The sequence below is a fragment of the Pseudomonas sp. NPDC089422 genome (genome assembly GCF_044749405.1).
In the GTDB taxonomy this organism is placed as follows: Bacteria; Pseudomonadota; Gammaproteobacteria; order Pseudomonadales; family Pseudomonadaceae; genus Aquipseudomonas.
This window is the reverse complement of sequence record NZ_JBIVHW010000011.1, coordinates 175,163-201,081: the sequence shown is the minus strand read 5'-3', so window position 1 is coordinate 201,081 and position 25,919 is coordinate 175,163. Positions and strand designations below refer to the sequence as shown.

Annotated in this window: 25 protein-coding genes; 10 read left to right on the top strand and 15 right to left on the bottom strand. The window is 62.7% G+C overall.

Annotated features, from left to right (window positions below; all coding sequences use genetic code 11):
- Positions 1 to 58: 58 nt before the first annotated feature.
- The 7 genes from ACIPZ8_RS21055 to ACIPZ8_RS21025 form a co-directional block, all read right to left on the bottom strand.
- On the bottom strand, positions 59 to 958 hold the full coding sequence (locus ACIPZ8_RS21055) for a response regulator (protein ID WP_400727049.1): 900 nt from the start codon (positions 956 to 958) through the stop codon (positions 59 to 61).
- 164 nt (positions 959 to 1,122) lie between these two features.
- On the bottom strand, positions 1,123 to 1,893 hold the full coding sequence (gene phoU / locus ACIPZ8_RS21050; protein ID WP_400727046.1) for a phosphate signaling complex protein PhoU: 771 nt from the start codon (positions 1,891 to 1,893) through the stop codon (positions 1,123 to 1,125).
- 98 nt (positions 1,894 to 1,991) lie between these two features.
- Positions 1,992 to 2,825 (bottom strand): phosphate ABC transporter ATP-binding protein PstB, encoded by an 834-nt coding sequence (gene pstB, locus ACIPZ8_RS21045; RefSeq protein ID WP_110638940.1) that lies wholly within the window; start codon positions 2,823 to 2,825, stop codon positions 1,992 to 1,994.
- A 72-nt stretch (positions 2,826 to 2,897) separates the two neighbouring features.
- Complete coding sequence (gene pstA, locus ACIPZ8_RS21040; protein WP_400727042.1) at positions 2,898 to 4,568, bottom strand: phosphate ABC transporter permease PstA; 1,671 nt, start codon at positions 4,566 to 4,568, stop codon at positions 2,898 to 2,900.
- Between the two features lie 17 nt (positions 4,569 to 4,585).
- Positions 4,586 to 6,874, bottom strand: coding sequence for a phosphate ABC transporter permease (locus tag ACIPZ8_RS21035; protein WP_400727039.1), 2,289 nt, complete (start codon positions 6,872 to 6,874; stop codon positions 4,586 to 4,588).
- Between the two features lie 141 nt (positions 6,875 to 7,015).
- A complete protein-coding gene (locus ACIPZ8_RS21030) occupies positions 7,016 to 8,014 on the bottom strand; it encodes a phosphate ABC transporter substrate-binding protein PstS (protein ID WP_400727037.1) in 999 nt (332 codons plus the stop codon).
- A gap of 223 nt (positions 8,015 to 8,237) precedes the next feature.
- A complete protein-coding gene (locus ACIPZ8_RS21025; RefSeq protein ID WP_400727034.1) occupies positions 8,238 to 9,527 on the bottom strand; it encodes an MFS transporter in 1,290 nt (429 codons plus the stop codon).
- 359 nt (positions 9,528 to 9,886) lie between these two features.
- Between ACIPZ8_RS21025 and ACIPZ8_RS21020 the strand changes: the two genes are divergently transcribed.
- Together ACIPZ8_RS21020 and ACIPZ8_RS21015 are read left to right on the top strand one after the other, a co-directional pair.
- Positions 9,887 to 10,285 carry an acyl-CoA thioesterase gene (locus ACIPZ8_RS21020; RefSeq protein WP_027917060.1) on the top strand — a complete coding sequence of 133 codons (399 nt, stop codon included), beginning with the start codon at positions 9,887 to 9,889 and terminating at the stop codon, positions 10,283 to 10,285.
- A 72-nt stretch (positions 10,286 to 10,357) separates the two neighbouring features.
- On the top strand, positions 10,358 to 11,254 hold the full coding sequence (locus tag ACIPZ8_RS21015; protein ID WP_400727031.1) for a D-hexose-6-phosphate mutarotase: 897 nt from the start codon (positions 10,358 to 10,360) through the stop codon (positions 11,252 to 11,254).
- 52 nt (positions 11,255 to 11,306) lie between these two features.
- Here the strand turns inward: ACIPZ8_RS21015 and ACIPZ8_RS21010 are convergent, their stop codons facing one another.
- From ACIPZ8_RS21010 to purE, 4 genes are all read right to left on the bottom strand, one after another.
- Complete coding sequence (locus tag ACIPZ8_RS21010; protein WP_400727029.1) at positions 11,307 to 11,840, bottom strand: DUF3299 domain-containing protein; 534 nt, start codon at positions 11,838 to 11,840, stop codon at positions 11,307 to 11,309.
- Positions 11,841 to 11,889: 49 nt separating this feature from the next.
- On the bottom strand, positions 11,890 to 12,135 hold the full coding sequence (locus ACIPZ8_RS21005; RefSeq protein WP_400727026.1) for a GlsB/YeaQ/YmgE family stress response membrane protein: 246 nt from the start codon (positions 12,133 to 12,135) through the stop codon (positions 11,890 to 11,892).
- A gap of 97 nt (positions 12,136 to 12,232) precedes the next feature.
- Positions 12,233 to 13,315 carry a 5-(carboxyamino)imidazole ribonucleotide synthase gene (locus ACIPZ8_RS21000; RefSeq protein WP_400727024.1) on the bottom strand — a complete coding sequence of 361 codons (1,083 nt, stop codon included), beginning with the start codon at positions 13,313 to 13,315 and terminating at the stop codon, positions 12,233 to 12,235.
- Between the two features lie 10 nt (positions 13,316 to 13,325).
- Positions 13,326 to 13,817: a 5-(carboxyamino)imidazole ribonucleotide mutase gene (gene purE, locus ACIPZ8_RS20995; protein ID WP_003253304.1), complete on the bottom strand. Its 492-nt coding sequence runs from the start codon at positions 13,815 to 13,817 to the stop codon at positions 13,326 to 13,328.
- A gap of 273 nt (positions 13,818 to 14,090) precedes the next feature.
- On the opposite strand from purE, the gene ACIPZ8_RS20990 reads away from it, so the two are divergent.
- Positions 14,091 to 14,720, top strand: a complete 630-nt coding sequence (locus tag ACIPZ8_RS20990; RefSeq protein ID WP_400727021.1) for a hypothetical protein — start codon at positions 14,091 to 14,093, stop codon at positions 14,718 to 14,720.
- Here the strand turns inward: ACIPZ8_RS20990 and ACIPZ8_RS20985 are convergent.
- Positions 14,712 to 15,629, bottom strand: coding sequence for a LysR substrate-binding domain-containing protein (locus tag ACIPZ8_RS20985; RefSeq protein WP_400727019.1), 918 nt, complete (start codon positions 15,627 to 15,629; stop codon positions 14,712 to 14,714). The two genes, ACIPZ8_RS20990 and ACIPZ8_RS20985, sit on opposite strands and share 9 nt — an antisense overlap.
- Positions 15,630 to 15,811: 182 nt before the next feature.
- Here ACIPZ8_RS20985 and aspA point away from each other — a divergent pair, with 182 nt between their 5' ends.
- The 4 genes from aspA (at position 15,812) to ACIPZ8_RS20965 (ending at position 20,674) form a co-directional block, all read left to right on the top strand.
- On the top strand, positions 15,812 to 17,236 hold the full coding sequence (aspA, locus tag ACIPZ8_RS20980; protein ID WP_027917067.1) for an aspartate ammonia-lyase: 1,425 nt from the start codon (positions 15,812 to 15,814) through the stop codon (positions 17,234 to 17,236).
- A 181-nt stretch (positions 17,237 to 17,417) separates the two neighbouring features.
- Positions 17,418 to 18,410, top strand: a complete 993-nt coding sequence (locus ACIPZ8_RS20975; protein WP_400727016.1) for an AraC family transcriptional regulator — start codon at positions 17,418 to 17,420, stop codon at positions 18,408 to 18,410.
- 117 nt (positions 18,411 to 18,527) lie between these two features.
- Positions 18,528 to 19,568 (top strand): histone deacetylase family protein, encoded by a 1,041-nt coding sequence (locus ACIPZ8_RS20970; RefSeq protein ID WP_400727013.1) that lies wholly within the window; start codon positions 18,528 to 18,530, stop codon positions 19,566 to 19,568.
- Between the two features lie 2 nt (positions 19,569 to 19,570).
- Positions 19,571 to 20,674, top strand: a complete 1,104-nt coding sequence (locus ACIPZ8_RS20965; RefSeq protein ID WP_400727011.1) for a polyamine ABC transporter substrate-binding protein — start codon at positions 19,571 to 19,573, stop codon at positions 20,672 to 20,674.
- A 30-nt stretch (positions 20,675 to 20,704) separates the two neighbouring features.
- Here ACIPZ8_RS20965 and ACIPZ8_RS20960 read toward each other — a convergent pair whose 3' ends face one another.
- Positions 20,705 to 22,234, bottom strand: a complete 1,530-nt coding sequence (locus ACIPZ8_RS20960) for a PLP-dependent aminotransferase family protein (RefSeq protein WP_400727008.1) — start codon at positions 22,232 to 22,234, stop codon at positions 20,705 to 20,707.
- A 90-nt stretch (positions 22,235 to 22,324) separates the two neighbouring features.
- Between ACIPZ8_RS20960 and ACIPZ8_RS20955 the strand changes: the two genes are divergently transcribed.
- The 3 genes from ACIPZ8_RS20955 to ACIPZ8_RS20945 are packed head-to-tail and all read left to right on the top strand — an operon-like array spanning position 22,325 to position 24,090.
- The gene (locus ACIPZ8_RS20955) at positions 22,325 to 22,954 is read left to right on the top strand and encodes an FMN-binding negative transcriptional regulator (RefSeq protein WP_400727005.1); all 630 of its coding nucleotides are present in this window, start codon (positions 22,325 to 22,327) and stop codon (positions 22,952 to 22,954) included.
- Between the two features lie 12 nt (positions 22,955 to 22,966).
- Complete coding sequence (locus ACIPZ8_RS20950) at positions 22,967 to 23,413, top strand: GNAT family N-acetyltransferase (RefSeq protein ID WP_085676520.1); 447 nt, start codon at positions 22,967 to 22,969, stop codon at positions 23,411 to 23,413.
- Between the two features lie 5 nt (positions 23,414 to 23,418).
- The gene (locus ACIPZ8_RS20945) at positions 23,419 to 24,090 is read left to right on the top strand and encodes a GNAT family N-acetyltransferase (protein WP_400727002.1); all 672 of its coding nucleotides are present in this window, start codon (positions 23,419 to 23,421) and stop codon (positions 24,088 to 24,090) included.
- Between the two features lie 50 nt (positions 24,091 to 24,140).
- Here ACIPZ8_RS20945 and ACIPZ8_RS20940 read toward each other — a convergent pair whose 3' ends face one another.
- Both ACIPZ8_RS20940 and ACIPZ8_RS20935 read right to left on the bottom strand, forming a co-directional pair.
- Complete coding sequence (locus ACIPZ8_RS20940) at positions 24,141 to 24,419, bottom strand: helix-turn-helix domain-containing protein (RefSeq protein WP_400726999.1); 279 nt, start codon at positions 24,417 to 24,419, stop codon at positions 24,141 to 24,143.
- Positions 24,416 to 25,741 carry a type II toxin-antitoxin system HipA family toxin gene (locus ACIPZ8_RS20935; RefSeq protein WP_400726996.1) on the bottom strand — a complete coding sequence of 442 codons (1,326 nt, stop codon included), beginning with the start codon at positions 25,739 to 25,741 and terminating at the stop codon, positions 24,416 to 24,418. The genes ACIPZ8_RS20940 and ACIPZ8_RS20935 overlap by 4 nt, the downstream gene beginning before the upstream one ends.
- Between the last annotated feature and the right edge of the window lie 178 nt (positions 25,742 to 25,919).

The window sequence follows — 25,919 nt, the reverse complement described above, 5'->3', positions numbered from 1 at the left end:
GCTCCCACAAGCACAGCGCATGCCTGAAAGTTGGTGATAAACCTGTATATGGCCTTGATCAAGCGCCGGGGGTGAAGTGCTTCTGCTGGGTACCACGGGCAATCAGGCGCGACAGGTAGTCGAGCTTCTGCGCATCCTGGTCGACAAACTTGAAGGTCAGCTGCAACCAGTCACTTTCAGGCTTGGGCTCCAGTGCCGCGATGGCATGCAGGTAGCCGTTCAGGCGCGCCACTTCGGCGTTCTCACCCTGCTCCAGGTCGAGCACCGCGCCTTCCAGCACCTGTGGCAGCGCTGCACCGCGACGTACCACCAGCAACGCCTCCTTGAGGCTCAGCGCCTTGATCACACAGGGCTGGGTACCGCTGGACAGGCGCAACTGGCCCTGCCCCCGCCCGGCCTGGGCCGCAGCAGCCGCACTCTGAGGCTTTGGCGCGTTGAGCAAAGGCTTGGCCGGCGCAGCCGCAGGCGCCGCTACCTTGGCCGCTTCAGGCTTGCCGCCGGTCAGTGCACTGAGGGAGTCGTTGGCGAATGCCGAATTCACCCGTGCCGGCCCCCCGGCCATCAGGCTTTCCAGCTTGCCGATCTTGCTCAGGGCCTTCTTCACCTTGGTCAGCAGCTGCTCGTTGGTGAACGGCTTGCCGACGAAGTCGGAGACGCCGGCCTGGATGGCCTGGATCACGTTCTCCTTGTCACCACGGCTGGTCACCATGATGAACTGCAGGTCCTTCATCTCGGGCTGCTGACGGCACCAGGTCAGCAGTTCCAGGCCAGACATCTCTGGCATCTCCCAGTCGCACAGCACCAGGTCGAACGGTTCCTTGCCCAGCATCGCCATGGCCTTGCGACCGTTGACCGCGTCTTCGATGACCATGCCCGGGAAGGCATTGCGCAGGCACTTCCTCACCAGGTCACGAATGAACGGGGCGTCATCCACGACCAGCACATTGACTTTACTCATCGATACTCCTCTTGAACCCGACTAGCCTACCGCGCAATGGTGGCTACTTGCCAACTCTAGGGTCACGCCGGGACTTCTTCGCATCGTTCGCGGGTGCCTGCTGATTGCTCTGCCACACACGAAAACGCCCGGCACGGGCCGGGCGTCGATGCTCGCGAGCAATCTTATTTATCGTCAGGTTTCGCCGGAACATTAGCGCTTTCGGCCTCGTCACCCGCAGTGCCCTCGACTTCTGCCTTCATGCGCTTGAGGCCCATGTGACGTACATCGGTACCGCGCACCAGGTAGATCACCAGCTCCGAGATGTTGCGCGCGTGGTCGCCGATCCGCTCCAGCGAACGCAGCACCCAGATCACGCTGAGCACCCGCGAGATCGAACGTGGGTCTTCCATCATGTAGGTGACCAGCTCACGCAGGGCAGTCTTGTATTCGCGGTCGATGGTCTTGTCGTATTGGGCAACCGCCAGCGCCAGGTCGGCATCGAAGCGGGCGAAGGCATCGAGGGCGTCGCGCACCATGTTGCGCACCTGGTCGCCGATGTGGCGCACTTCGACGTAGCCACGCGGCGACTCGCCTTCCTCGCACAGCTGGATGGCGCGGCGGGCGATCTTGGTCGACTCGTCACCGATACGCTCAAGGTCGATCACCGACTTGGAGATGCTGATGATCAGGCGCAGGTCGGAGGCCGCTGGCTGGCGGCGGGCGAGGATGCGCAGGCATTCCTCGTCGATGTTGCGCTCCATCTGATTGATCTGCTCATCGACTTCACGCACCTGCTGGGCCAGACCCGAGTCGGCTTCGATCAGCGCGGTAACGGCATCGTTCACCTGCTTCTCGACCAGGCCACCCATGGCCAGCAAGTGGCTGCGCACCTCTTCGAGTTCGGCGTTGAACTGCTGGGAAATATGGTGGGTAAGGCTTTCTTTGTTGATCATCGTTTTTCCTTTGTATCGCGCGGCCCTGTAGGAGCGGGTTTATCGAGGCGTCGAACCGCCGCGAACACCGGCAAAGCCGGTGCCACACACCGCAGCGCTTAGCCGTACCGACCGGTGATGTAGTCTTCGGTCTGCTTCTTCGCCGGGTTGGTGAACAGGGTGTCGGTATCTCCGAATTCGACCAGTTTGCCCATGTACATGAACGCGGTGTAGTCCGAAACACGGGCCGCCTGTTGCATGTTGTGGGTCACGATGACGATGGTGTACTTGGATTTCAGTTCGTAGATCAGCTCTTCGACCTTCAGCGTCGAGATCGGGTCCAGCGCCGAGCATGGTTCGTCGAGCAGCAGCACTTCCGGCTCGACGGCGATGGTGCGGGCGATCACCAGACGCTGCTGCTGGCCGCCGGACAGGCCCAGGGCGGATTCATGCAGGCGGTCCTTGACCTCATCCCACAGGGCGGCGCCCTTCAGCGCCCACTCCACGGCTTCGTCGAGTACGCGCTTCTTGTTGATGCCCTGGATACGCAGGCCATAGACCACGTTCTCGTAGATGGTCTTGGGGAACGGGTTGGGCTTCTGGAACACCATGCCCACCCGGCGGCGCAGCTCGGCCACGTCTTCGCCCTTGCGGTAGATGTTGTTGCCGTACAAGTTGATGGCGCCTTCCACACGGCAGCCGTCGACCAGGTCGTTCATGCGGTTGAAGGTGCGCAGCAGGGTCGACTTGCCGCAGCCGGACGGGCCGATGAAGGCGGTCACGCGCTGCTTGGGGATGTTCATCTGCACGTCGAACAGGGCTTGCTTGTCGCCGTAGAACAGGCTCAGGCCCGGCACTTCGATGGCCACGGTTTCTTCGGCCAGGCGCAGGCCCTGCTTGTCGCGACCCAGGGCAGACATGTCGATGCCGTGAGTGTGGGATTCGTTCTGCATGGTCAACTCCATACGCTTTCAATTCGTTTCAAAGGGCCGCCCGGCTGGCAGGCGGCACGCTTGCAATTAGGCTCAGCTGTCGAGCGCCTTGTACTTCTCGCGCAGGTGGTTACGGATCCACACCGCCGACAGGTTGAGGGTGGCGATCACCAGCACCAGCAGCAGCGCGGTGGCGTATACCAGCGGTCGCGCCGCTTCGACGTTCGGGCTCTGGAAGCCGACGTCGTAGATGTGGAAGCCCAGGTGCATGATCTTCTGGTCCAGGTGCAGGTACGGGTAGTTGCCGTCCAGCGGCAGCGATGGCGCCAGCTTCACCACACCCACCAGCATCAGCGGCGCCACTTCACCGGCGGCGCGGGCCACGGCGAGGATCATGCCGGTCATCATGGCCGGGCTGGCCATCGGCAGGACGATCTTCCACAGGGTTTCGGCCTTGGTCGCACCCAGGGCCAGGGAGCCTTCACGCACGGTCCGCGGAATCCGCGCCAGGCCTTCCTCGGTGGCCACAATCACCACCGGAACGGCCAGCAGCGCCAGGGTCAGCGAAGCCCACAGCAAACCCGGGGTACCCAGGGTCGGCGCCGGCAGCGCTTCGGGGAAGAACAGGCGATCGATCGAGCCGCCCAGTACGTAGACGAAGAAGCCCAGGCCGAATACGCCGTAGACGATCGCCGGTACCCCGGCCAGGTTGTTCACCGCGATGCGGATCAGGCGGGTCACCGGGCCTTGCCTGGCGTACTCGCGCAGGTAGACCGCAGCCAGCACGCCAAACGGCGTGACGATCACGGCCATGATCAGGGTCATCATCACAGTGCCAAAGATGGCCGGGAAGATACCGCCCTCGGTGTTGGCTTCACGTGGGTCGTCGCTGAGGAATTCCCAGACCTTGGCGAAGTAGGTGCCCATCTTGCTGAAGCCGGACATGCCGTTCGGCTGGATGGCGTGCACCACCTTGCTCAGGTTGATTTCCACTTCACGGCCGTTGCCGTCACGGGCTACCAGGCTGTCGCGGGCGAAGGCCTGGTGCAGGCCCAGCAGGCGGTCCTCGATGGCCTTGTAGCGGCTGTTCAGCTCGGCGCGTTCGGCGTCCATGTCGGCCTGGGCGGCGGCGTCCAGCTTGCCGTCCAGTTCCAGCTTGCGACCGTGCAGGCGCAGGCGTTCGAGGCCATGGTTGATGGCTCCGATGTCTTTCTTCTCGAGGGTTTGCAGTTCGCTGTTGAGCTGGTTGGCGCGCTTGAGGCGGGCTTGCAGCTCGCCCCAGGCCGCCGGGCCTTGGGCAACCACGCGGCCCTCTTCCTTGACGCTGACCAGGTAGCCGTAGAAGTTGCCCCACTCGCGGCGCTCCAGGGCCATCAGGTCAGCCGGGCGCTGCTCGTCTACCAGCCATTCGCCGACCACCCAGGTGAAGTCGCTGCCGTTGAGGTCGCGGTTACCCACCTTGATCAGCTCACGGGTCATGAACTCCGGGCCGTCGTCCGGCACCGGCAGGCCGGCGCCCTTGAGGCGAGCGCGCGGGACTTCTTCCTTCTGCACCACTTCGCCGATGACAACGTGGTCGGCCTGACCCGGCACCTTGTAGGTGGCCTGGATCAGGTCGGCCGGCCAGAAGTGGCCCAGGCCGCGCACGGCGATCACCGCCAGCAGGCCAACGGTCATGATCACCGCCATGGCCACCGCGCCACCGCTGATCCAGACGCCTGGGGCGCCGCTCTTGAACCAGCCTTTGAGGGAATCCTTTTTCACGGATCGCTACCTTTCTATCAAAGCGACGAGTATTTCTTGCGCAGACGCTGGCGAATCAGCTCGGCCAAGGTGTTCATGATGAAGGTGAACATCAGCAGCACGAGGGCGGCGAGGAACAGCACGCGATAGTGGCTGCCGCCGACTTCCGATTCAGGCATTTCCACCGCCACGTTGGCGGCCAGGGTGCGCATGCCTTCGAACAGGTTCAGCTCCATCACCGGGGTGTTGCCGGTGGCCATCAGCACGATCATGGTCTCGCCCACCGCACGGCCCATGCCGATCATCAGCGCCGAGAAGATCCCCGGGCTGGCGGTGAGGATGACCACGCGGGTCAGGGTCTGCCACGGCGTCGCCCCCAGGGCCAGGGAGCCCAGGGTCAGGCTGCGCGGCACGCTGAACACGGCGTCTTCGGCGATCGAGTAGATGTTCGGGATGACCGCGAAGCCCATGGCGATACCCACCACCATGGCGTTGCGCTGGTCATAGCGCAGGCCGAGGGTGTGTTCGATCCACAGACGCATGTCACCACCAAAGAACCAGCTCTCGAGGTACGGGCTGACAGCCAGGGCAAGCCAGCCGATCACCAGGATCACCGGGATCAGGATCGCCGCTTCCCAGCCATCCGGGATGCGCAGGCGGATCGACTCCGGCAGGCGGCTCCAGGCAAAGCCAGTCAGCAGGATACCCAGGGGCATGATCAGGAACAGGCTGAACACACCCGGCAGGTGGCCTTCCAGGTATGGCGCGAGGAACAGGCCGGCGAAGAAGCCGAGGATCACCGTCGGCATCGCTTCCATCAGTTCGATCACCGGCTTGACCTTGCGGCGCATGCCCGGGGCCATGAAGTAGGCGGTGTAGATGGCAGCGGCAATGGCCAGCGGCGCCGCCAGGATCATCGCGTAGAACGCGGCCTTGAGGGTACCGAAAGTCAGCGGCGACAAGCTCAGCTTGGGTTCGAAGTCGGTGTTCGAGGCGGTCGACTGCCAGACGTATTTAGGCGCGTCGTAGTTTTCGTACCAGACCTTGCCCCACAGTGCGCTGAAGGAAATTTCCGGGTGCGGGTTGCGCAGGCTCAGCGGCAGCAGCTTGCTACCTTCTTCGATGATGATGCGGTTGGCACGTGGCGACAGGGCCAGGATGCCAGCACCTTCGGCGGCCTGCTCGACCAGCAGCGTGCGATGCGCAGTACTGTGGAACACGCCGAGCTTGCCGTCGCTGTCCAGGGCGATGAAGCCCTTGCGACGCTCTTCGGCATCGATCTGGACGATCGGCGCCGTGCCCATCTGGAAGGTGCGGATCTGCTTGAAGCGCTGCTCGCCATCCGGGTCGCGGGCCATGAACCATTGGGCCAGACCGCCCTTGGAATCGCCGATGATCAGCGAAATGCCGCCGACCAGCTGGGCAGTGGCGGTGATTTCGGTGTCGGCGCTTTCGGACAGCTTGTAGCGGCCATTGAGGCTCTTGTCGCGCAGGCTGAAGACATCGGCGGTGGCGCGACCGTTGATCACGTACAACCACTGCTGACGCGGGTCGATGAAGATGTTCTTCACGACCTCGGTCATCTGCGGCAATTCGATGCGGCTCTGCTCGGTGCTGGCCTCGCCGGTCAGCATGTTTTCAGTACGCGACAGCTCGATCACCTGCAGGTGCGCACCCGTGGCGCCGGCCAGCACCAGGGTGTCACCGTTGACGTTGACGCTCACGTGCTCCAGCGCGCGGCCCTGCTCGTCGAGCACGAACGGCTCCTGGCCGTACGGGTAGTCGATGCCTGGGGTGATGGTCTTCTTGTTGTCCGGGTAGGTGATCTTGTAGGTGTGGTGGAACACCAGTGCCTGACCATTGGACAGACCGAGGACGACCAGCGGGCTGCCCGGCTGGTCGGCGCTGATCGAAGTAACCTGGGTCCCTGCCGGCAATGGCAGGTCGACGCGGCTCAGCTGGTTACCGCTCTTGGTGTCGAAGAAAATGGCCTGACCCTTGTCCGAAACGCGCATGCCGACCAGGTTCTGCTCTTCAAGGGCGATCATCAGAGGCTTGCCGGCATCCTGTTGCAGCCAGGTCGGCTCCAGGGCCTTCTTGCTGGTCAGCTCGGCGCCCTGGAACAGTGGCAGCACCACATAAGCCAGATAGAAAAAGATCAGCGTGATGGCTGCCAACACGGCAAGCCCGCCCACCAGTACATACCAGCGGGTCAGGCGGTCCTTGAGCGCACGCATGCGGCGCTTGCGTTGCAACTCGGGCGTATTGAAGTCAATCCGCACGGGCGGGGAATTTGGGGTCATTGTGGAATTGGCCAGATCATTCATGCGCACACCCTAGCGGTCCCGTATGACAAAAACATGACAATGTGTTGACGTGACGAAGCCCGCCGCGCAGGAACCCTGGCTTCGGACGGAGAAAAGCGTGGAAGAGGCCGGCCGCTGCGGTGCCGGCCTCTTCTCAGTTACTTACTTCTTTGCAACGTTACCGGCGTGGGACAGGCCCAGATCAGCCAGGGTCTTGTCGACCACTTTGGCCGGCAGCGGGATGTAGCCATCCTTCACCACGACCTGCTGGCCAGCTTGCGACAGCACCAGCTTGACGAACTCGGCTTCCAGCGGAGCCAGAGGCTTGTTCGGCGCCTTGTTGACGTAGACGTACAGGAAGCGCGACAGCGGGTACGAGCCGTTCAGGGCGTTGGCTTCGTTGTCTTCGATGAACTCACCGCCTTCTTTCTTGGCCAGGGCCACGGTCTTGACGCTGGCGGTCTTGTAACCGATGCCCGAGTAGCCAATGCCGTTCAGCGAGGAGCTGATCGACTGCACGACCGAAGCCGAGCCAGGTTGTTCGTTGACGCTAGGCTTGAAGTCGCCTTTGCACAGGGCTTCTTCCTTGAAGTAGCCGTAGGTGCCCGATACCGAGTTGCGGCCGAACAGCTGAACCGGCTTGTTGGCCAGGTCGCCGGTCACGCCCAGGTCACCCCAGGTCTTGACGTCGGCTTTGGCGCCGCACAGGCGGGTGGACGAGAAGATGGCATCGACCTGGGCCATGGTCAGGCCTTTGATCGGGTTGTCCTTGTGCACGAACACGGCCAGGGCGTCGACGGCGACCGGGATGGCGGTTGGCTTGTAGCCGTACTTCTGCTCGAAGGCCTGCAGTTCGACGTCCTTCATCTTGCGGCTCATCGGGCCGAGGTTGGCGGTGCCTTCGGTCAGCGCGGGTGGCGCGGTCGAGGAACCGGCAGCCTGAATCTGGATGTTTACGTTCGGATATTCCTTTTTGTAGGCCTCGGCCCACAGAGTCATCAGGTTCGCGAGCGTGTCGGAACCGACGCTGGAGAGGTTGCCCGAAACACCGGTGGTCTTGGTGTAGGTCGGGATTGCAGGGTCGACGGCGGCTACCGCGTTGGCGGTCGCAACGCCAGCGGCGGCAAAGGTGATGGCCGCCATCAAACGCTTCAGTTTCATGCCTTGCTCCTAGCAGGAATATTGGGGTGTTGGATGGAACGGGGCCAAGTATCTGCAGGCCGCATGAATACGATATGACTCAATTGTGACAAATGGATGAAAGGCCATCACTGAAAACAGGCCTGGCCTCTTCGCGGCTAAAGCCGCTCCCACAGGTACGGCGCAGGCCAAATCCCTGTGGGAGCGGCTTTAGCCGCGAAGAGGCCAGTAGCCTTGGCGCAAATCAGCGCTTCTTGGCGAGCAGGTACAGGCCCACGGCCAGACCAACGGCACAAAGACCCGCCACGTAGTAGGCCGGCGCCATCGGGCTGACCTTGAGCAGCGCCGTCACCACCATCGGTGTCAGGCCACCAAAGATGGCGTAGGCAACGTTGTAGGAGAACGACAGCCCGCTGAAGCGCACCACCGCCGGGAATGCCTTGACCATCACGTACGGCACTGCGCCGATCACACCCACGCACAAGCCGGTCACCGCATACAGCGGGAACAGCAGTTCAGGATGGGTCGGCAGGCTGTGATAGAACGTCCAGGAGCTGGCCAGCAGCAGCAAGCTGCCGATCACGAACACCCGGCCCGCCCCGAAACGGTCGGCCAGGCTGCCAGCGCCGATGCAGCCGACGCTGAGCAGCACGATCGCCAGGCTGTTGGCCTTGAGCGAATCGGTAGGGCTGACGTGATAGATGCTCTGCAGCAGTGCCGGGGTCATCAGGATCACCACCACGATGCCGGCAGACAGCATCCAGGTCAGCAGCATCGACAGGATGATCGGGCCCCGGTGGTCACGCAGCACCGCGCGCAGCGGCAGCTCTTCGGCCAGTGCCTTGCGCTGCTGCATCTCGGCGAACACCGGGGTCTCGTGCAGCCAGCGGCGCAGGTACACCGAGAACAGGCCGAAGACACCGCCGAGCAGGAACGGAATCCGCCAGGCGTAATCCGCCACCTCTTCAGCGCTGTAGAGGGTGTTGATCAGGGTCGCCACCAGCGAGCCGAGCAGGATGCCGGCCGTCAGGCCCGCGGTCAGGGTCCCGCAGGCGTAGCCGGTGTTGCGCTCTGGCACATGCTCGGATACGAACACCCAGGCGCCCGGCACCTCGCCACCGATGGCCGCACCCTGGATCACCCGCATCAGCAGCAACAGGACCGGCGCCCACAGGCCGATCTGAGCATACGTCGGCAGCAGGCCCATGATCAGGGTCGGCAACGCCATCATGAAGATGCTCAGTGTGAACATCTTCTTGCGCCCGAGCAGGTCGCCGAAGTGGGCCATGACGATGCCCCCCAGCGGTCGTGCCAGGTAGCCGGCGGCGAAAATGCCGAAGGTCTGCATCAGGCGTAGCCACTCGGGCATGTCGGCGGGGAAGAACAGCTTGCCGACCACCGTGGCGAAGAACACGAAGATGATGAAGTCGTAGAACTCCAGGGCTCCGCCCAGGGCGGACAGTGAGAGGGTCTTGTAGTCACTGCGGGTCAGCGGCCGCGAGGGCTGCTCGATACTGCTCGGCACGGAGGTCATCGCTCGTCGTTCTCTTGTAGGTCATGCAGGCCGCTTGGCACGCGGCTTCTGGATTAGGGCGAGGAGCGAAGATAGCAAATTGCCGAGCTGCGCTGAAAGCGATACAAAATCCCTACAGATATTCGCGAATGTGCGGTCGTCGCTGGGCGATTGGCTATATATACTGGCCGTTCGTAGGAAAAGGTTGCTTTAACCGTGGGAAGTTGTGCGAAAACGCCGGTCATGATGTCAGACGGTTTCGCAGAGTTTCCCTATGGCCGCCCAGCGAAGCGGAATCAGCGTAGTATGTTGTCGGCTGAATCGTTTTCCCGGCCTTGCGCCACACCAACGAAAGCGTCACGGGTCAGAGGCCCCATCGCATGATTGAGCTCGAACAAGAAGATCCTATCCCGCAAGGCGACCTGGCCTTGCAGATCACCGCGCTGCCGCGCGAAACCAATGGCTTCGGCGACATCTTCGGCGGCTGGCTGGTCGCGCAGATGGACCTGGCCGGCACCGCCATGGCCAGCCGCGTCGCTGGCGGCCGGGTCGCCACGGTATCCATCGACCGCATGGCCTTCCTGGTGCCGGTGGCTGTGGGCGCACAACTGTCGTTCTACACCCAGACCCTGGAGATCGGCCGCAGCTCGATCCGCATGATGGTCGAGGTGTGGAGTGACGACCCACTGTCCAGCGAGTGGCGCAAGGTTACCGAAGCGACATTCGTGTTCGTCGCCATCGATGGCAGTGGCCGAACCCGCTCGGTGCCTCGCCGCTGAGCCTCGCGGGCGGTAAACTCATTGCACGTCACCGGGTCCAAGGGCCCACAGGCAATCAATGAGACGAGTGCAATGGCTACCTTCAAGGTCGAATCCGAGCAACACGGCGAACTCAACTGCTGGCGCATCAGCAGCGACCACGCCGAACTACTGATCGCCCAGCAGGGCGCGCAGATCCTCAGCTACCAGCGTGTTGGCGAGCCACCGCTGCTGTGGCTGAGCGACCAGGCCATCTTCCGCCAGGGCAAATCGGTGCGTGCCGGTGTACCGGTGTGCTGGCCGTGGTTTGGCAACTTGCAGCGCAATCCCGCATCGGTGCAGGCTATGTACCATGGCGAGCAGGCGCCCGCCCACGGCCTGGCGCGCACGCGTGACTGGAAGTTGCTGGGCGTCGAAGAAAAAGGCGATGACCTGCACATCGAATTCGAGCTGCCGGAGGCCCAGGGCGATCTGCCGGGCTGGCCGCATGATGTCGAGCTGAAGCTGCAGATCGTGCTCGGCGATGCGCTCACCGTGTCCCTGAACAGCCGCAACATGGGCAACAGCCCAGTGACCATCAGCCAGGCCCTGCACAGTTACTTTGCCGTCAGCGACGTGCGCCAGGCGCGGGTCGAAGGGGTCGAAGGGCTGCAGTACATCGAAACCCTGGCCGACTGGGAACAGCGCCAGCAGCAGGGCGCGTTGGCGTTTGCCGGGGAAACCGACCGGATCTACCTGGATACACCGCAAACGCTGAGCATTGTCGATCCACACTGGCAGCGGCGGATCACTCTGACCTGTAGCGGGTCGCGCTCGGCGGTGATCTGGAACCCTTGGACCGAGCGGGCCAAGGAGCTGGCAGACATGGCCGATGACGGCTGGCAGCGGATGCTGTGCATCGAGACGGCGAATGTCTGGGATGATGTGGTGGAGCTCAAGCCCGGCGCCAGCCGGTCGTTGCAGGTCAGTATCGGTAGCGGCGCGATCTGAATTCTGCTTCAACCCCTTCGCGGGCTTGCCCGCGAAGAGGCCGCTACAGGCTTCAGAGGTCCGCGTCTTCCACCACCCTCACCTTCCCCGCATCCAGCGCATAGGCCGCATCGGCCAGGTCATTGCTGACCTTCTCCACCTTCAGCGTGCCGCTGACCCAAAGCGGTGTATAGATGTCATCGATCTTCAAGCCTTTCGGATACCGCACCAGCACCAGCTGGTTAGGCGGCGGCGGCGGCACGTGGATGCACGCGCCCGGGTAAGGTACGAGGAAGAACAAGGTGCTGTTGCCCTTGGCATCGCTTTCCAGCGGCACCGGATAGCCGCCCAAACGAATGTCCTTGCCGTTCATGGCGGCCACGGTCTTGGTCGAATACATCACCGCCGGCAGGCCCTTGCTCTGCTTGAGGCCGCCCTTGGCGGTGAAGGTGCCATTGGCTTCCGGCGAGTTGTGGTCGATTTCGGGCATTTCTTCGAGCGCCTTCTGGTCCGACTTGGGCATCAGCTCCAGCCAGTCGGTTTCGGGCAGTTCGGCATGGGCCAGGGTGCTGGCCAGAAGCAACGGAATGAGGAAAAAGGCACGCATGTAAATGCTCGGCAACTCGGGATGAATTGCCGGGCATTCTAACCAGTATTCAGCGTTTCTTGATGAATCCGTAGATCACCAGAAGGACGATCGCACCGACCAGCGCGCCGATGAATCCTGCCGCCTGGCCCGCCTGGTAGATCCCCAGTGCCTGGCCGCCATAGGTGGCGAGCAGGGAACCGGCGATACCCAGCAGAATGGTCATGATCCAGCCCATGCTGTCGTCGCCCGGCTTGAGGAAGCGAGCCAGCAGGCCGACGATGAGGCCGATGAAGATGGTTCCAATGATGCCCATGGCAATCCCTCTGATATGAAGATGGAACAAGCCAAAGCCTAGACAGCGCTTTGGCTTGTTGCCATTTTCAGAGAGCAGACCCCAGGCAGAAGTTCGATCAGTTGCTGATCAGCGCTTCCACTTCGGCAATCCTGGCTTTCAGGCTGACCATGTCCTGGCAGCGCAGGGTGGCGTGGCCGACCTTGCGCCCGACCTTGAAGGCCTTGCCGTAGTGGTGCAGGTGGCAACCGTCGATGGCCACCACCTTGTCGACTGCTGGCACTTCACCGATGAAGTTGAGCATGGCGCTCTCGCCGACCTTGGCAGTCGAGCCCAGCGGCAGGCCGGCCACGGCCCGCAGGTGGTTCTCGAACTGGCTGCACTCGGCGCCTTCGATGGTCCAGTGCCCGGAGTTATGTACACGCGGGGCGATTTCGTTGGCCTTCAGGCCACCGTCGACTTCGAAGAACTCGAAGGCCATTACACCGACATAATCCAGTTGCTTGAGCACACGGCCGACATAGTCTTCGGCCAGGCCCTGCAGCGGGTGCGCTTCGCTGGCCACCGACAGGCGCAGGATGCCGCTCTCGTGGGTGTTGTGCACCAACGGATAGAAGCGGGTTTCGCCATCGCGGGCCCGCACGGCCACCAGCGATACTTCACCCGTGAACGGCACGAAACCTTCCAGCAGGCAAGGCACGCTGCCCAGTTCGGCGAAGGTGCCAACCACGTCTTCAGGCGTGCGCAGAACCTTCTGGCCCTTGCCGTCGTAGCCCAGGGTGCGGGTCTTCAGCACGGCCGGCAGGCCGATGCTGGCGACCGCCGCGTCGAGGTCTGCCTGCGAGAGGATGTCGGCGAAGGCCGGGGTCGGGATGCCCAGGTCGCGGAACATGCTCTTCTCGAACAGGCGATCGCGGGCGATGCGCAGGGCTTCGGCACTCGGGTAGACCGGGACGAACTGCGACAGGAAAGCCACGGTCTCGGCCGGGACGCTCTCGAATTCGAAGGTCACCAGGTCGACTTCGTCGGCCAGCTGGCGCAGGTGGTCCTGGTCGCCATAGTCGGCACGCAGGTGCTCGCCCAGCGGGGCGGCACAGGCGTCCGGTGCCGGGTCGAGGAAGGCAAAGTTCATGCCCAGCGGGGTGCCCGCCAGGGCCAGCATGCGGCCCAACTGGCCGCCACCGATTACACCGATCTTCATGGGTTCAGCCTCAAGCCTGGCGCGGGTCTGGGTTGTCCAGCACGGTGTCGGTCTGCTCGGTGCGGAACTGCTTGAGCGCCGCGTGGTACTGCGGGTACTTGGCGCCCAGGATGCTCGCCGACAGCAGCGCGGCGTTGACGGCGCCAGCACGGCCGATGGCCAGGGTGGCCACGGGTACACCGGCAGGCATCTGCACGATCGACAGCAGCGAATCGACGCCCGACAGCATCGACGACTGGACGGGCACGCCCAGCACCGGCAGGTGGGTCTTGGCGGCACACATGCCTGGCAGGTGGGCAGCGCCACCGGCACCCGCAATGATCACCTCGATGCCACGCCCTTCGGCCTCTTCGGCGTACTGGAACAGCAAGTCCGGGGTGCGGTGGGCGGAAACCACCTTCACTTCGTAGGGAATGCCGAGTTTTTCCAGCATATCGGCGGTGTGGCTAAGGGTGGACCAATCGGACTTGGAGCCCATGATCACGCCAACCAGTGCACTCATCGTCGAGCCTCTCCTGCAAGCGCCTTCTGGCGCGCTAAAAGCAACAAGCCACGCAGGTGGACCGGCGTGGCTTGTCATACGGATTCTGAATCGACCGGGTCGGCCGAAGGCGCGGGATTGTAGCGTATTTCTGGGCGGGCCGCCCACCCCCACAAGCACATGTCGGATCAAAGGGCAAGCTGTCTCGCGGGACAACTTTTCCTGCTGACCCAACGTGCGATTGCTTCAGACAATTCGCCCCTTCGCCACTGATCATCATCGAAGGAAGCAAAGATGCTCAATCCCCGCCATATCGCACTCGCAGTCAGCCTGGCCTGCAGCGTGATCCTGCCCTCAGCCTGGGCGGCCAGATCCCTGGTAGTCACGGTCTACCCACATGATGAACTGGCCGACATGAGCGATGACCAATTGCAGAATGACTATTTCCAGCACTGGCTGGATGAAATGCGTACCTTCACGCAGCACCCGATCGAAGTGATCTTTCAACGTGCCGTGCCGGGCCTGACCGACATCGACTACCGCACGATGAGCTCAAATCAGCTACTCGATGCCTTCACCGAAGAAATTCTTTACCAGCGTTCGGCTAGGCCCTTTTCCTACATGAACAAGGACCTATTACTTACAAGGGAAAGCTACGACCGCAGCGGGTTGAATTTCGTTGCGGGCCTCGCCCACACCAACGGCAATACAGGCATCGCCTCAATGGCCACCTATGCAGCGCCTGCACACGAGATCGGCCATATGCTCTCCGCCACGCATGAACATGCGCACACCGACTTCAACGGCTGGTTCTGCGAAACCTACATGGTGCCCGCCCGCATCAAGCTGCGCTCCAACTGCTATCGATACAGCGAGCAGAATCGAACAGCCATTGCCGATTACCTCAAGTACAACTCAAATTGATACCTCGCCCGGGCCACCTGCCGACTCCAGCTTGCGCCACAGCAGACGCACGTTGGCCTTGCGCACCAGTGCACAGCGGTAAAGGCGGATTTCCAGCGGCACGTGCCACTGGCTGCCCCCGCAGATCACCAGCTCTCCGCGTTCCAGCTCGCCTCGCATGGACAGGCGCGGCACCCAGGCAACCCCCATCCCTTCCAGCGCCATGCTCTTGAGACTGTCAGCCATGGCCGTTTCATAGACAGTGGTGTAGCGCAGATTGCGCTGGCGCAGCAGCAAGTTCACCGAACGCCCGAGGAACGCGCCGGCACTGTAGGCCAACAGAGGCACGCTGGCATCGGCTTCAAGGTCGAACAGCGGCTTGCCGTCGGCATCCACTGCGCACACCGGAAGCATTTCGGTGGTGCCCATGTGCAGCGACGGGAAGATCTCGGCATCCATCTGCAGGGCGGCGTCGGGGTCATAGAACGCCAGCATCAGGTCGCAACCCCCTTCCCTTAATGCATGCACCGCATCTCCGACGTTGGTCGCTACCAGGCGAGTGGCGATGTTCAAACCATCATTGCGCAACTGGGCTACCCAGCGTGGGAAAAAGCCCGATGCCAGGGAGTGCGCGGCAGACACCTGGATCACCTCACCCTGGCCACCTTCGAGGTGATGCAAATGGCGGAGAACTTCGCTCAACTGGTCGACAACGGTGCGTGCGGTAACGAGAAAAAGCTGGCCAGCCTCGGTCAGTTCAATGGGCGTGCGGGAACGATTCACCAAAGTCAGGCCCAGCGCCGCTTCCAGGCTGCGTATGCGCCGGCTGAAGGCGGGTTGCGTGACGAAACGTCGCTCGGCCGCTTGGGAAAAACTGCGGGTGGAGGCCAAGGCACTGAAGTCCTCCAGCCACTTGCTTTCGAGGTTCATGAAGCAGATCTCCCGGCGTGCACCAAAATGGAACACGCTCGAATGTCAATTGGCGTCACATGAAACACTATGCCGTTTGTGCATAGGTTAGCGTGCAACAGCATTGGCCGCAAAATCCCCTTCAGGCCTAGGATTGGCGCCATTCCGGCATGTGCCGGGTCAAAATCGAGATGATATCCATCATGTCCTCCGCTGCATCGTTCCGCGTCGAAAAAGATCTGCTTGGTACCCTTGAAGTCCCTGCCGATGCCTACTACGGCATCCAGACCCTGCGCGCTGCCAACAACTTCCATCTCTCCGGTGTTCCGCTGTCGCACTACCCGAAGCTGGTCGTGGCCCTGGCCATGGTCAAGCAGGCTGCTGCCGACGCCAACCGTGAGCTGGGTCACCTGAGCGATGCCAAGCACGCTGCCATCAGTGCAGCCTGCGCCCGCCTGATCAAAGGCGATTACCACGACCAGTTCGTGGTGGACATGATCCAGGGTGGTGCCGGTACTTCCACCAACATGAACGCGAACGAAGTCATCGCCAACGTCGCGCTGGAGGCCATGGGCCACCAGAAGGGTGAGTACCAGTACCTGCACCCGAACAACGACGTGAACATGGCGCAGTCGACCAACGACGCCTACCCGACCGCCATCCGCCTGGGCCTGCTGCTGGGCCACGACGCCCTGCTGGCCAGCCTCGACAGCCTGATCCAGGCCTTCGCGGCCAAAGGCAAGGAATTCGACCACGTACTGAAGATGGGCCGTACCCAGCTGCAGGACGCCGTGCCGATGACCCTGGGCCAGGAGTTCCGTGCCTTCGCCACCACCATGACCGAAGACCTGCAGCGCCTGCGCTCGCTGGCTCCGGAATTGCTGACCGAAATCAACCTGGGCGGTACCGCCATCGGCACCGGCATCAACGCCGACCCGGGCTACCAGGCCCTGGCCGTACAACGCCTGGCCACCATCAGCGGCCAGCCACTGGTACCGGCTGCCGACCTGATCGAAGCCACTTCCGACATGGGCGCCTTCGTGCTGTTCTCCGGCATGCTCAAGCGTACCGCGGTCAAGCTCTCGAAGATCTGCAACGACCTGCGCCTGCTGTCCAGCGGCCCACGCACCGGCATCAACGAGATCAACCTGCCGGCGCGCCAGCCAGGCAGCTCGATCATGCCAGGCAAGGTCAACCCGGTAATCCCTGAGGCCGTCAACCAGGTGGCCTTCGCCATCATGGGCAACGACCTGGCCCTGACCGTCGCCGCCGAAGGTGGCCAGCTGCAGCTGAACGTGATGGAGCCGCTGATCGCCTACAAGATCTTCGACTCGATCCGCCTGCTCCAGCGCGCCATGGACATGCTGCGCGAGCACTGCATCGTCGGCATCACTGCCAACGAACAGCGCTGCCGTGAACTGGTCGAGCACTCGATCGGCCTGGTCACCGCCCTGAACCCGTACATCGGCTACGAAAACGCCACCCGTATCGCCCGCGTTGCCCTGGAAACCGGCCGCGGCGTACTGGAACTGGTGCGTGAAGAGAAGCTGCTGGACGACGCGATGCTCGACGACATCCTGCGTCCGGAAAACATGATCGCTCCACGTCTGGTTCCGCTGAAGGCGTAACCCGGCCGCTGCAAACAGTCTCACCAGGTCGAGGGACTAGACACCTCTCAACCTTTCAAAGGCCCGAGCGCACGCTCCGGGCCTTTTTTTTCGCCTCATGAATGCCGCGCCAGCCATGCCGTGCCGGTGTCGGCACACAACTTGCTCCATAATGCCTCCCAGGCCCACGGGATGACCGAGCATGCTGCACAGCCACCTGACCACCCTCAACGCGGTTTCGCTGATCCTCAACCTGTTCCAGGAAGAAGGCTGCGAGGCGACAACGTTGCTCGCCGGCAGCGGCATAGGCCCGGCCGACCTGGGCCATAGCGACGCACGCATCACCACCCAGCAAGAGTTGCAGGTATGCGCCAATGCCGTGGCCCGGCGCGAGGAGATCGGCCTGGAACTGGGCCGGCGCATGCATGTGTCGTGCTACGGCATGCTCGGTTACGCCCTGCTCTCCAGTGCCACTTTGGGTGACGCCCTGCGCCTGGCGCTGCACTATCCGGCACTGCTGGGAACAGTCTTCAAGCTGCGCCTGGTCGACGATGGCCAGCGCGTCTGGTTCAGCGCCAGCGAATACCATGACAGCCCGGCCCTCGCCGCCTTCAATGCCGAGTTCTGCCTGGTGTCGTTGAAAGTGATTTGCGATGACCTGCTCGGCCGCACGCTGCCGCTGCTCGGCGCCCGCTTCGAGCACACGCGGCCCGGCTACCACAGCCTCTACACCGGCGCCTTTCAGTGCCCACTGGCCTTCGACGCCGAGGACAACGCCTTTGCCTTCGAGCGGCGCTGGCTGGACATGCCATTACCGCTGGCCGACCCGATTACCCACAAGGCCATGAGTGAGCGCTGCCGGCGCCTGAACCTGGAATTCACCGGGCGCCAGGCCTGGCTTGGGCGGATCCGCCAGCTGTTGCTGCAACAACTGGACGCGGCGCCGGGCCTGGAGGGGCTGGCGCGGCAGATGAACTGTTCGTCGCGGACCTTGCGCCGGCACCTGCAGGCGCTGGGCTGCAGTTATCAACAACTGCTCGATGAGCTGCGCTTCGATCGGGCCAAGCAATTGCTGGCCGATGAGCAGATGCCGATCTACCGCATCGCCGAGACCCTGGGGTTCAGCGAGACCGCGAGTTTCCGCCATGCATTCCAGCGCTGGAGCGGCGTGGCCCCAAGCCACTTCCGCGGTTGACCGGTGAGTGGCCAACGAGCTTGGCCACATCGATCCCCTTTTGGCCGTTTGCGTCGTTCTCCACCACCGGGTCGCCCGTGAAAATGGGCCCACGCCAGTACCCCCGGAGAACAACAAATGCTGACGATCTATTCCGATGATCACCGCCTGCACCATGGCCGCTGCGAGCTGATCGACGGCAAGCTGATGCCTTGCTTCGAAATGCCCTCACGCGCCGACCATGTCCTCGAACAAGTGAAAAAGCGCAACCTCGGCGAGGTCCAGGGCCCGACCGACTTCGGCCGCGCACCGCTGCAACGCATTCACAGTGCCGACTACCTCGACTTCTTCCAGGGCGCCTGGGCACGCTGGGCCGCGCTCGGCCACGACGGTGACCTGCTGCCCTTCACCTGGCCGGCGCGCACCCTGCGCCAGGTCAAGCCAACCGGCCTGCATGGCGAACTGGGCTACTACAGCTTCGACGCCGGCGCGCCAATCACCGCTGGCACCTGGCAGGCTGCCTACAGCGCTGCACAGGTCGCCTTGACCGCCCAGGCTGCAATCCAGCGAGGCGCTCACTCGGCCTTCGCCCTGTGCCGCCCACCAGGGCACCATGCCGCCGCTGAAGTCATGGGCGGCTATTGCTACCTGAACAATGCCGCGATCGCCGCCCAGGCCTTCCTCGACCAGGGCCGCGCCAAGGTGGCCATCCTCGACGTCGACTACCACCACGGCAACGGCACCCAGGACATTTTCTACCAACGCAACGACGTGTTCTTCGCCTCGATCCACGGCGACCCACAAGATGAATTCCCGTTCTTCCTCGGCTACGCCGACGAAACCGGTGAAGGTGCAGGCGAAGGCTGCAACATCAACTACCCGCTGCCCGCCGGCAGTGACTGGGCAGCCTGGAGCGCTGCACTGGAAGACGCCTGCCAACGTATTGCCGCCTATGACGCCGACGTGCTGGTGATCTCGCTCGGCGTGGACACCTTCAAGGACGATCCGATCTCCCAGTTCAAGCTGGACAGCCCGGATTACCTGGAAATGGGCAAGCGTATCGCCCAGCTCGGCAAGCCCACCCTGTTCGTGATGGAAGGTGGCTACGCTGTGGAAGAAATCGGTATCAACGCAGTCAATGTGCTGGAAGGCTTCCAGCGCGCCCAGCCAGGAGCCTGATCATGGTCCGACTCAAGCGTCTGCTCGCCCCGTTCATCGCTGCCACCCTGTTCACCGGTGCTCTGCACGCTCAAGCCGAGCAGCGCACCCTGCGTGTGTATAACTGGTTCGATTACATTACCCCGCAGACCTTGAGCGACTTCCAGAAGGACAGTGGCGTCAAGCTGATCTACGACATCTTCGACACCAACGAAGCGCTCGAGGCCAAGCTGCTCACCGGCAACTCCGGCTACGACGTGGTAGTCCCATCCAACGTGTTCCTCGCCAAGCAGATCGAGGCCGGCGTGTTCCAGCCACTGGACCGCAGCAAGCTGCCGAACTGGCAACACCTGGACCCGGCGCTGATGAAACTGATCGAGGCCAACGACCCGGGCAACAAGTTCGCCGTGCCGTACATGTACGGCACCATCCTGATCGGCTTCAACCCGGACAAGGTCAAGGCCGTGCTCGGTGACAAGGCCCCGGTCGACAGCTGGGACCTGATCTTCAAGGAAGAGAACATCGCCAAGCTGAAGCAGTGTGGCGTCGCGCTGCTCGACTCGCCGTCGGAGATCCTGCCACTGGCCCTGCAGCACCTGGGCCTGCCACCCAACAGTGACAAGCCGGACGACTACAAGAAGGCCGAGGCACTGCTGCTGAAGATCCGCCCGTACATCACCTACTTCCATTCCTCGAAGTACATGGCCGACATCGCCAATGGCGATATCTGCGTGGCGGTGGGCTACAGCGGCAGCTTCTCGCAGGCCGCCAACCGCGCGAAAGATGCGAAGAACGGCGTGGTGGTGGACATGCGCCTGCCCAAGGAAGGTGCACCGATCTGGTTCGACATGCTGGCGATCCCGAAGAACGCGGCGAACCCGGAGGATGCCCACGCGTTCATCAACTACCTGCTGCGGCCTGAGGTGATTGCACCGATCAGCGACTTTGTCGGCTATCCGAACCCGAACAAGGATGCCACCGATAAAGTCAGCCCGGCGATTCGCAACAACCCGAACCTGTACCCGACGGCGGAGGCGATGGCCAAGCTGTATACCCTCAAACCCCTGTCGCGTGAAGCTGAGCGGGCTCGGACCCGCGCCTGGACCCGGATCAAATCCGGAACCTGATGTACAACCGGGGCCGCGCAGCGGCCCCATTTACCTTTTCCAGACCCTGCGCAATTTCAGCAAGGCTTCGGCGATCTGCCCTTCAGGCACCGCCGCAAACCCCAGCACCAGCCCCGCCTGCTTATCCACAGGCACCTCGCTGTCCTCAAGCCAGTAACTGCTCAGCGGGTTCACCTCCACCCCCACCGCTTCAGCCCTGGCCACCAGTTCCTGCTCCCGCGCAAAGTTATCCACATCCACCTTTACATGCAGCCCCGCCGCCACCTCAGGCATCGCTCCGAGCCCAGGTATATCCACCGGCCATCCCGCCTTGAGCACATTGCGCCGGCTCAATGCCGCCTTGCGCATGCGCCGGATGTGCCGCTGGAAGTGCCCTTGGGCCATGAATTCGGCCATCACGCACTGGGTGCCCACCTCCGAATGCCGCACCGCCAGCGCCCGGCCCCGGCTGAACGCCTGCACCAGCCGTGGCGGCAGCACCAGATAGCCCAGGCGCAAAGCCGGGAAAGCGATCTTGCCAAAGGTACCGACGTACAACACCCGCCCCTGGCGGTCGAGCGCTGCCAGCGGGGTCAAGGGCGCGCCGCTGTAGCGGTACTCGCCGTCGTAGTCATCCTCGACGATCCAGCCATCGTTGCGCTCGGCCCAGGCCAGCAAGGCCAGGCGCCGCGGCAGGCTCATGGTCACGCCGGTCGGGTACTGGTGCGCCGGGGTGACATAGGCCAGCCGGCAGTCCGTCAACTGCTCCAGGCGCTGGCAATCCATGCCCTCTTCGTCCACCGCCACGCCGGTGACCCTGCCACCGGCCATGGCGAAGGTATGCCCCGCGGCTCGATACCCCGGGTTTTCCACAGCCACGCCGTCGCCCGGTTGCACCAGCAACTGTGCACAAAGGCTAATGGCCTGTTGCGCACCACTGGTGATCACAATTTGTTCAGCCGTGCAGGAAAGGCCACGCGAACGGCGCAAATAGGCGGCTATCAGCTCGCGTAGCGCCGGCTCACCCGCCGGGTCGCCATAACCCAACTGCGCAGGCGACGGATTGCGCCAGAAAGCCGCCTGCAGCTTGGCCCACACGTCAAACGGGAACAGATCGAACGCCGGAATTCCGACTCGAAATGCCCTCGGCACACCGCTTTTTGGCGGTGGCAGATGGTTACTTTTCAACCGCTCCAACGGCTCGCTGGAAAGCTGGTTGCTGGATAAATCCTCAGTATCTTTCAGAGAAAATGTGGATAAGTCTGTTGATAAACCCAGGGATAACCCTGTGGACAGTTGTGTGGATAGTTTCGGCAGGCGGCTCACATACGTGCCATCCCCTACCCGGCTTTCGATGTAGCCCTCGGCATACAACTGGTCATAGGCACGCACCACGCTGTTGCGCGACAGCGCCAGCACGTTCGCCAGGTCACGCGTGGCCGGCAACCGGGTGCCACTGCTCAGGCGACCATCCAGCACCCGCGCACGCAAGGCCTGGTACAGCTGCTGGCTGAGGCCGCGACGGCGATCGAGCACGATACCGGCAGGATCGAAAGGCAATACGAGGGGGCGCTCGCTCATGGCATTGGACCTATCAAAACAGCCATTAATGGCTCTTACCCAGAGCCAATAGCCTGCCTAGGATGGAGCCATTCGACAAGGACCCTGCGCATGTACAACAGCAAACCCCACCAGGAACACGACCTTGAGCGCTTGCATCAGCACATGCGCGACACCCGCCTGGCCGTGCTGGTCAGCCACGGTGAACAGGGCCTGCTGGCCACGCACCTGCCGGTGCTGCTCGACGCCGAAAAGGGCGAGTTCGGCATCGTCTATGCCCACCTGGCGCGGGCCAACCGCCAATGGCAGGACCTCGCGCAAGGCGCCGAAGCACTGCTGGTGTTCCCGGGTGCCGACGCCTACGTCAGCCCCAGCTACTACCCGAGCAAGGCCGAAAACCCCAAGGTGGTGCCGACCTGGAACTACCTTGCCGTACACGCCTACGGCACGGCCGAAGTGATCCACGACGCCGCGCCGCTGCTGCAGATCGTCAGCCGCCTGACCGACCGCCACGAACAGGGCCGCAGCGCACCCTGGAACGTCGCCGACGCCCCCGCCGACTACCTCGACGGCATGCTCCGCGCCATCGTCGGCATCCGCCTGCCCATCGCCCGCCTGCAAGGCGCGCGCAAGCTCAGCCAGAACCGCTCGGCCGAGGATATCGCCGGCGTACGCGATGGCCTGGGCGCCAGCCCGGATTACCTGGACAACCAACTTGCGGCGCACATGCGCCAACTCTGAAGGAAAAGCCCCATGCCCAGCGTTACCCTGCGCCCTGTCAGCGCCCAAGACCACGCCGCCTGGCTCGCCTTGTGGCAAGCCTACCTGCGCTTCTACCAGACCGAGCTGGCAGAAGCGGTGAGCCTCAGCACCTGGCAACGCCTGCTCGACCCCAACGAACCGACCCATTCGACCCTGGCCTGGGTCGATGGCAAGGCGGTGGGCATGGTCAACTTCATCTACCATCGTTCCAACTGGAGCATCGAGAACTCCTGCTACCTGCAGGATCTCTACGTCGACAGCAGCCAGCGCGGCCTGGGCATCGGCCGCCAGCTGATCGAGCACGTGTACGCCACGGCCAAGGCCGCCGGCTGCATCAAGGTGCACTGGCTGACCCACGAAACCAACGCCACCGCCATCAGCCTGTACGAGCAGGTTGCCGAGCGCCCGGGCTTCATCCAATTCCGCAAAGGGTTGTAGGCCACATGACTGACGCACTGAACTGGAAACCTGCTGCATCGCCCAAGGCCGAGCCTATCGAAGGCCGCTTCATTCGCCTGGAAAAACTCGACCCGGCGCGCCACGGCGACGACCTCTGGGCCGCCCTGCAAGGTCCCGATTCCGATCCTGTGCTGTGGGACTACTTGCCCTACGGCCCATTCACCGAGCGCGCTGCCTTCGACCGCTGGCTGCAAGGCAACGCTGCCGGCCACGACCCGCTGTATTACACCGTGATCGACCGCGCCAACGGCCAGGCCCAGGGCGTGCTCACCCTGATGTCGATCGTGCCTGACCACGGCCGCATCGAGATCGGCCACATCGCCTTCGGCGCCCCCATGCAGCGCACGCCCAAGAGCACCGAGGCCGTCTACCTGCTGGGCAAGCTAGGCTTCGAGCTGGGCAACCGGAGGCTGGAGTGGAAATGCAACAACGCCAATGCCCGCTCCAAGCGCGCAGCGGAGCGGTTCGGTTTCACTTTTGAAGGCGTGTTCCGCAAGCACCTGGTGGTGAAGGACCACAACCGCGATACGGCGTGGTATTCGATTACCGATGATGAATGGCCACAGGTGGCGGCGGGGTTCGAGCGGTGGTTGAGCGCAGTGAATCAGAGGCCAGAAGGCCAGGCTCGAACACTTGAGGACTGCCGCAGGGGCTGAATCATCGAGAGCGATCGCGGGCCAGCGGGCCTGTGATCGATCTGAGGGGTTTACCAGATCTGGCTCGCGCGCCTGACCACACCCATCTGCAAACCAAATGGTTTGAATACAGCGTTCAACGACTTGAGCGTGGGATTGCCGTCCCCTTGCTCGATCTGAATGAGCGTACGCACGGAAATCTTGCACATCCGCGCAAACTGAGTTTGCTGCATCTTTGCCACCTCCACGCGCAACCGTCGCACGGCAGCCCCCAGTTCAAGGCTGCCGTTGGCAATACCTTCGCGCACGCCATCGATCATCAGCCCGCGAGCCTCGATAGAAATCGTCATGCCAAGCCCCAATCCGCCATTCGGCGCTCAAGCTTGCCCAGCGCAATCGCCGGGTGATTCATCACTGCATCGGGAAGCCCAAGACCGGACAAGGTATCCGGCAATGCCAACAGATGCCGGGCATCCTGCCGCAAACGCTGGTAAGCCTCGCCCGGGTCGACGAATTCCGCCAGCGCATCACAAACAGCCTGCCAGTCGATTTCGCCTGCCCTTTCGATCGAAGCAGGCCATTTGGTGGTTCGGGTTATTCCTTCCTGATCCATCACCATCGGCGCAAGGTCGTAGATGGGAGCCAGACGAACCGTGTCGCGGGTACGAATGATTGCTGTGTTACGCCCGTGGTTATCAGCGTTACCCAAGATCTTGTTGATCAAGTCGCGCCGCAGATAATCCGCAATCAGGTCAGGCACCTCTTTGCCTTGTCCGGCCATCTTCCACAGCCCGGCGAGCGCCTCGATTACCTCAAGGTGCCCCATCCGGCTACCGGGCTCGGTAACCCCACACAGCGAATACACCGACTCCACGGCAAAGCGCTGCACACCCTGAGCGCAAACCTGACGATCGAAGCGCTCCATCCACAGGCTGGGCTTTCTGCCCTCTTCCAGCGCCATGTGCTCACTGGCCACAGTCTCGATGCCAAGCTGCTGCAGCGCCTTATAGTAGAGGTACTCAGCCCGCAGGATGTCCTGGTCATCGGCCAGGGCCTGGTTCCGGGCGAACTTGATGAACCAGTGCCGACCGGCACGCTCATCTGCGAGCACCGCATCCGGATACAACTGGCCGTTCTCACCTTCGGTCATCAACAGCTTTGGCGCTTCGCCACCGGCGCCTGTCGCGCCACCAATGGCCGCACCTTGTTCATAGGCGTATTCCAGAAAACGTTGATCGCGGGTGATGACGTCCTGGCGGGTGAAACCGATGGGGTCGGCAAGATCCAGTAGTTCAACCGACTCCTTGATGCGCAGATTACCGATCGGGGCCGGGGTCGAGCGGCCCAGCAGAAACAAGTCCTCGCCCATACCCTCCGGTTTCTCACGGCCGATATGCCTGAGCAGAAAGCGCTTCGCAGCTCCTGCGGGCGCGATGTCGTACAGGAAGGCAGGAGCGTGCTGCAATCGATGAGAGCCAAAGTCCACTGGCAGCCTCGCGCTTGCCGCCTGGCAGAGCAGGCTGTCGTAGGCATCCAGATTGGTTTTGACGTACTCGGACGTGTATCCGAATTCGCAGGGACTGGAGAGGCTCTTTTCAGGCTCGGCGAAGGCGATGGCAACAGCATCATGCCACTGACCTTGATCATGAAGTTGGAGCGTGAGTCTGTACATGGTTCACCTGCAATTTACTGCATGCCGTCGATCGCATCAGGCGGTTTATCTGCAGTTTAGTGCAGATTTAAATTGGATCTCCATTTTGATTCTGCATTTTAGTGCATATCCAGATGACTCACCTTCAAAAATCTGCATTAAAATGCACTAGCAAGCATAAAAAAGGGGAGCATCCGCT

Bases quoted from the DNA above. Each gene is read 5' to 3' on its own strand.
- ACIPZ8_RS21055 (WP_400727049.1), bottom strand. From the start codon at position 958: ATGAGTAAAGTCAATGTGCTGGTCGTGGATGACGCCCCGTTCATTCGT.
- phoU (WP_400727046.1), bottom strand. From the start codon at position 1,893: ATGATCAACAAAGAAAGCCTTACCCACCATATTTCCCAGCAGTTCAAC.
- pstB (WP_110638940.1), bottom strand. From the start codon at position 2,825: ATGCAGAACGAATCCCACACTCACGGCATCGACATGTCTGCCCTGGGT.
- ACIPZ8_RS21035 (WP_400727039.1), bottom strand. From the start codon at position 6,874: ATGAATGATCTGGCCAATTCCACAATGACCCCAAATTCCCCGCCCGTG.
- ACIPZ8_RS21030 (WP_400727037.1), bottom strand. From the start codon at position 8,014: ATGAAACTGAAGCGTTTGATGGCGGCCATCACCTTTGCCGCCGCTGGC.
- ACIPZ8_RS21025 (WP_400727034.1), bottom strand. From the start codon at position 9,527: ATGACCTCCGTGCCGAGCAGTATCGAGCAGCCCTCGCGGCCGCTGACC.
- ACIPZ8_RS21020 (WP_027917060.1), top strand. From the start codon at position 9,887: ATGATTGAGCTCGAACAAGAAGATCCTATCCCGCAAGGCGACCTGGCC.
- ACIPZ8_RS21015 (WP_400727031.1), top strand. From the start codon at position 10,358: ATGGCTACCTTCAAGGTCGAATCCGAGCAACACGGCGAACTCAACTGC.
- ACIPZ8_RS21010 (WP_400727029.1), bottom strand. From the start codon at position 11,840: ATGCGTGCCTTTTTCCTCATTCCGTTGCTTCTGGCCAGCACCCTGGCC.
- ACIPZ8_RS21005 (WP_400727026.1), bottom strand. From the start codon at position 12,135: ATGGGCATCATTGGAACCATCTTCATCGGCCTCATCGTCGGCCTGCTG.
- ACIPZ8_RS21000 (WP_400727024.1), bottom strand. From the start codon at position 13,315: ATGAAGATCGGTGTAATCGGTGGCGGCCAGTTGGGCCGCATGCTGGCC.
- purE (WP_003253304.1), bottom strand. From the start codon at position 13,817: ATGAGTGCACTGGTTGGCGTGATCATGGGCTCCAAGTCCGATTGGTCC.
- ACIPZ8_RS20990 (WP_400727021.1), top strand. From the start codon at position 14,091: ATGCTCAATCCCCGCCATATCGCACTCGCAGTCAGCCTGGCCTGCAGC.
- ACIPZ8_RS20985 (WP_400727019.1), bottom strand. From the start codon at position 15,629: ATGAACCTCGAAAGCAAGTGGCTGGAGGACTTCAGTGCCTTGGCCTCC.
- aspA (WP_027917067.1), top strand. From the start codon at position 15,812: ATGTCCTCCGCTGCATCGTTCCGCGTCGAAAAAGATCTGCTTGGTACC.
- ACIPZ8_RS20975 (WP_400727016.1), top strand. From the start codon at position 17,418: ATGCTGCACAGCCACCTGACCACCCTCAACGCGGTTTCGCTGATCCTC.
- ACIPZ8_RS20970 (WP_400727013.1), top strand. From the start codon at position 18,528: ATGCTGACGATCTATTCCGATGATCACCGCCTGCACCATGGCCGCTGC.
- ACIPZ8_RS20965 (WP_400727011.1), top strand. From the start codon at position 19,571: ATGGTCCGACTCAAGCGTCTGCTCGCCCCGTTCATCGCTGCCACCCTG.
- ACIPZ8_RS20960 (WP_400727008.1), bottom strand. From the start codon at position 22,234: ATGAGCGAGCGCCCCCTCGTATTGCCTTTCGATCCTGCCGGTATCGTG.
- ACIPZ8_RS20955 (WP_400727005.1), top strand. From the start codon at position 22,325: ATGTACAACAGCAAACCCCACCAGGAACACGACCTTGAGCGCTTGCAT.
- ACIPZ8_RS20950 (WP_085676520.1), top strand. From the start codon at position 22,967: ATGCCCAGCGTTACCCTGCGCCCTGTCAGCGCCCAAGACCACGCCGCC.
- ACIPZ8_RS20945 (WP_400727002.1), top strand. From the start codon at position 23,419: ATGACTGACGCACTGAACTGGAAACCTGCTGCATCGCCCAAGGCCGAG.
- ACIPZ8_RS20940 (WP_400726999.1), bottom strand. From the start codon at position 24,419: ATGACGATTTCTATCGAGGCTCGCGGGCTGATGATCGATGGCGTGCGC.
- ACIPZ8_RS20935 (WP_400726996.1), bottom strand. From the start codon at position 25,741: ATGTACAGACTCACGCTCCAACTTCATGATCAAGGTCAGTGGCATGAT.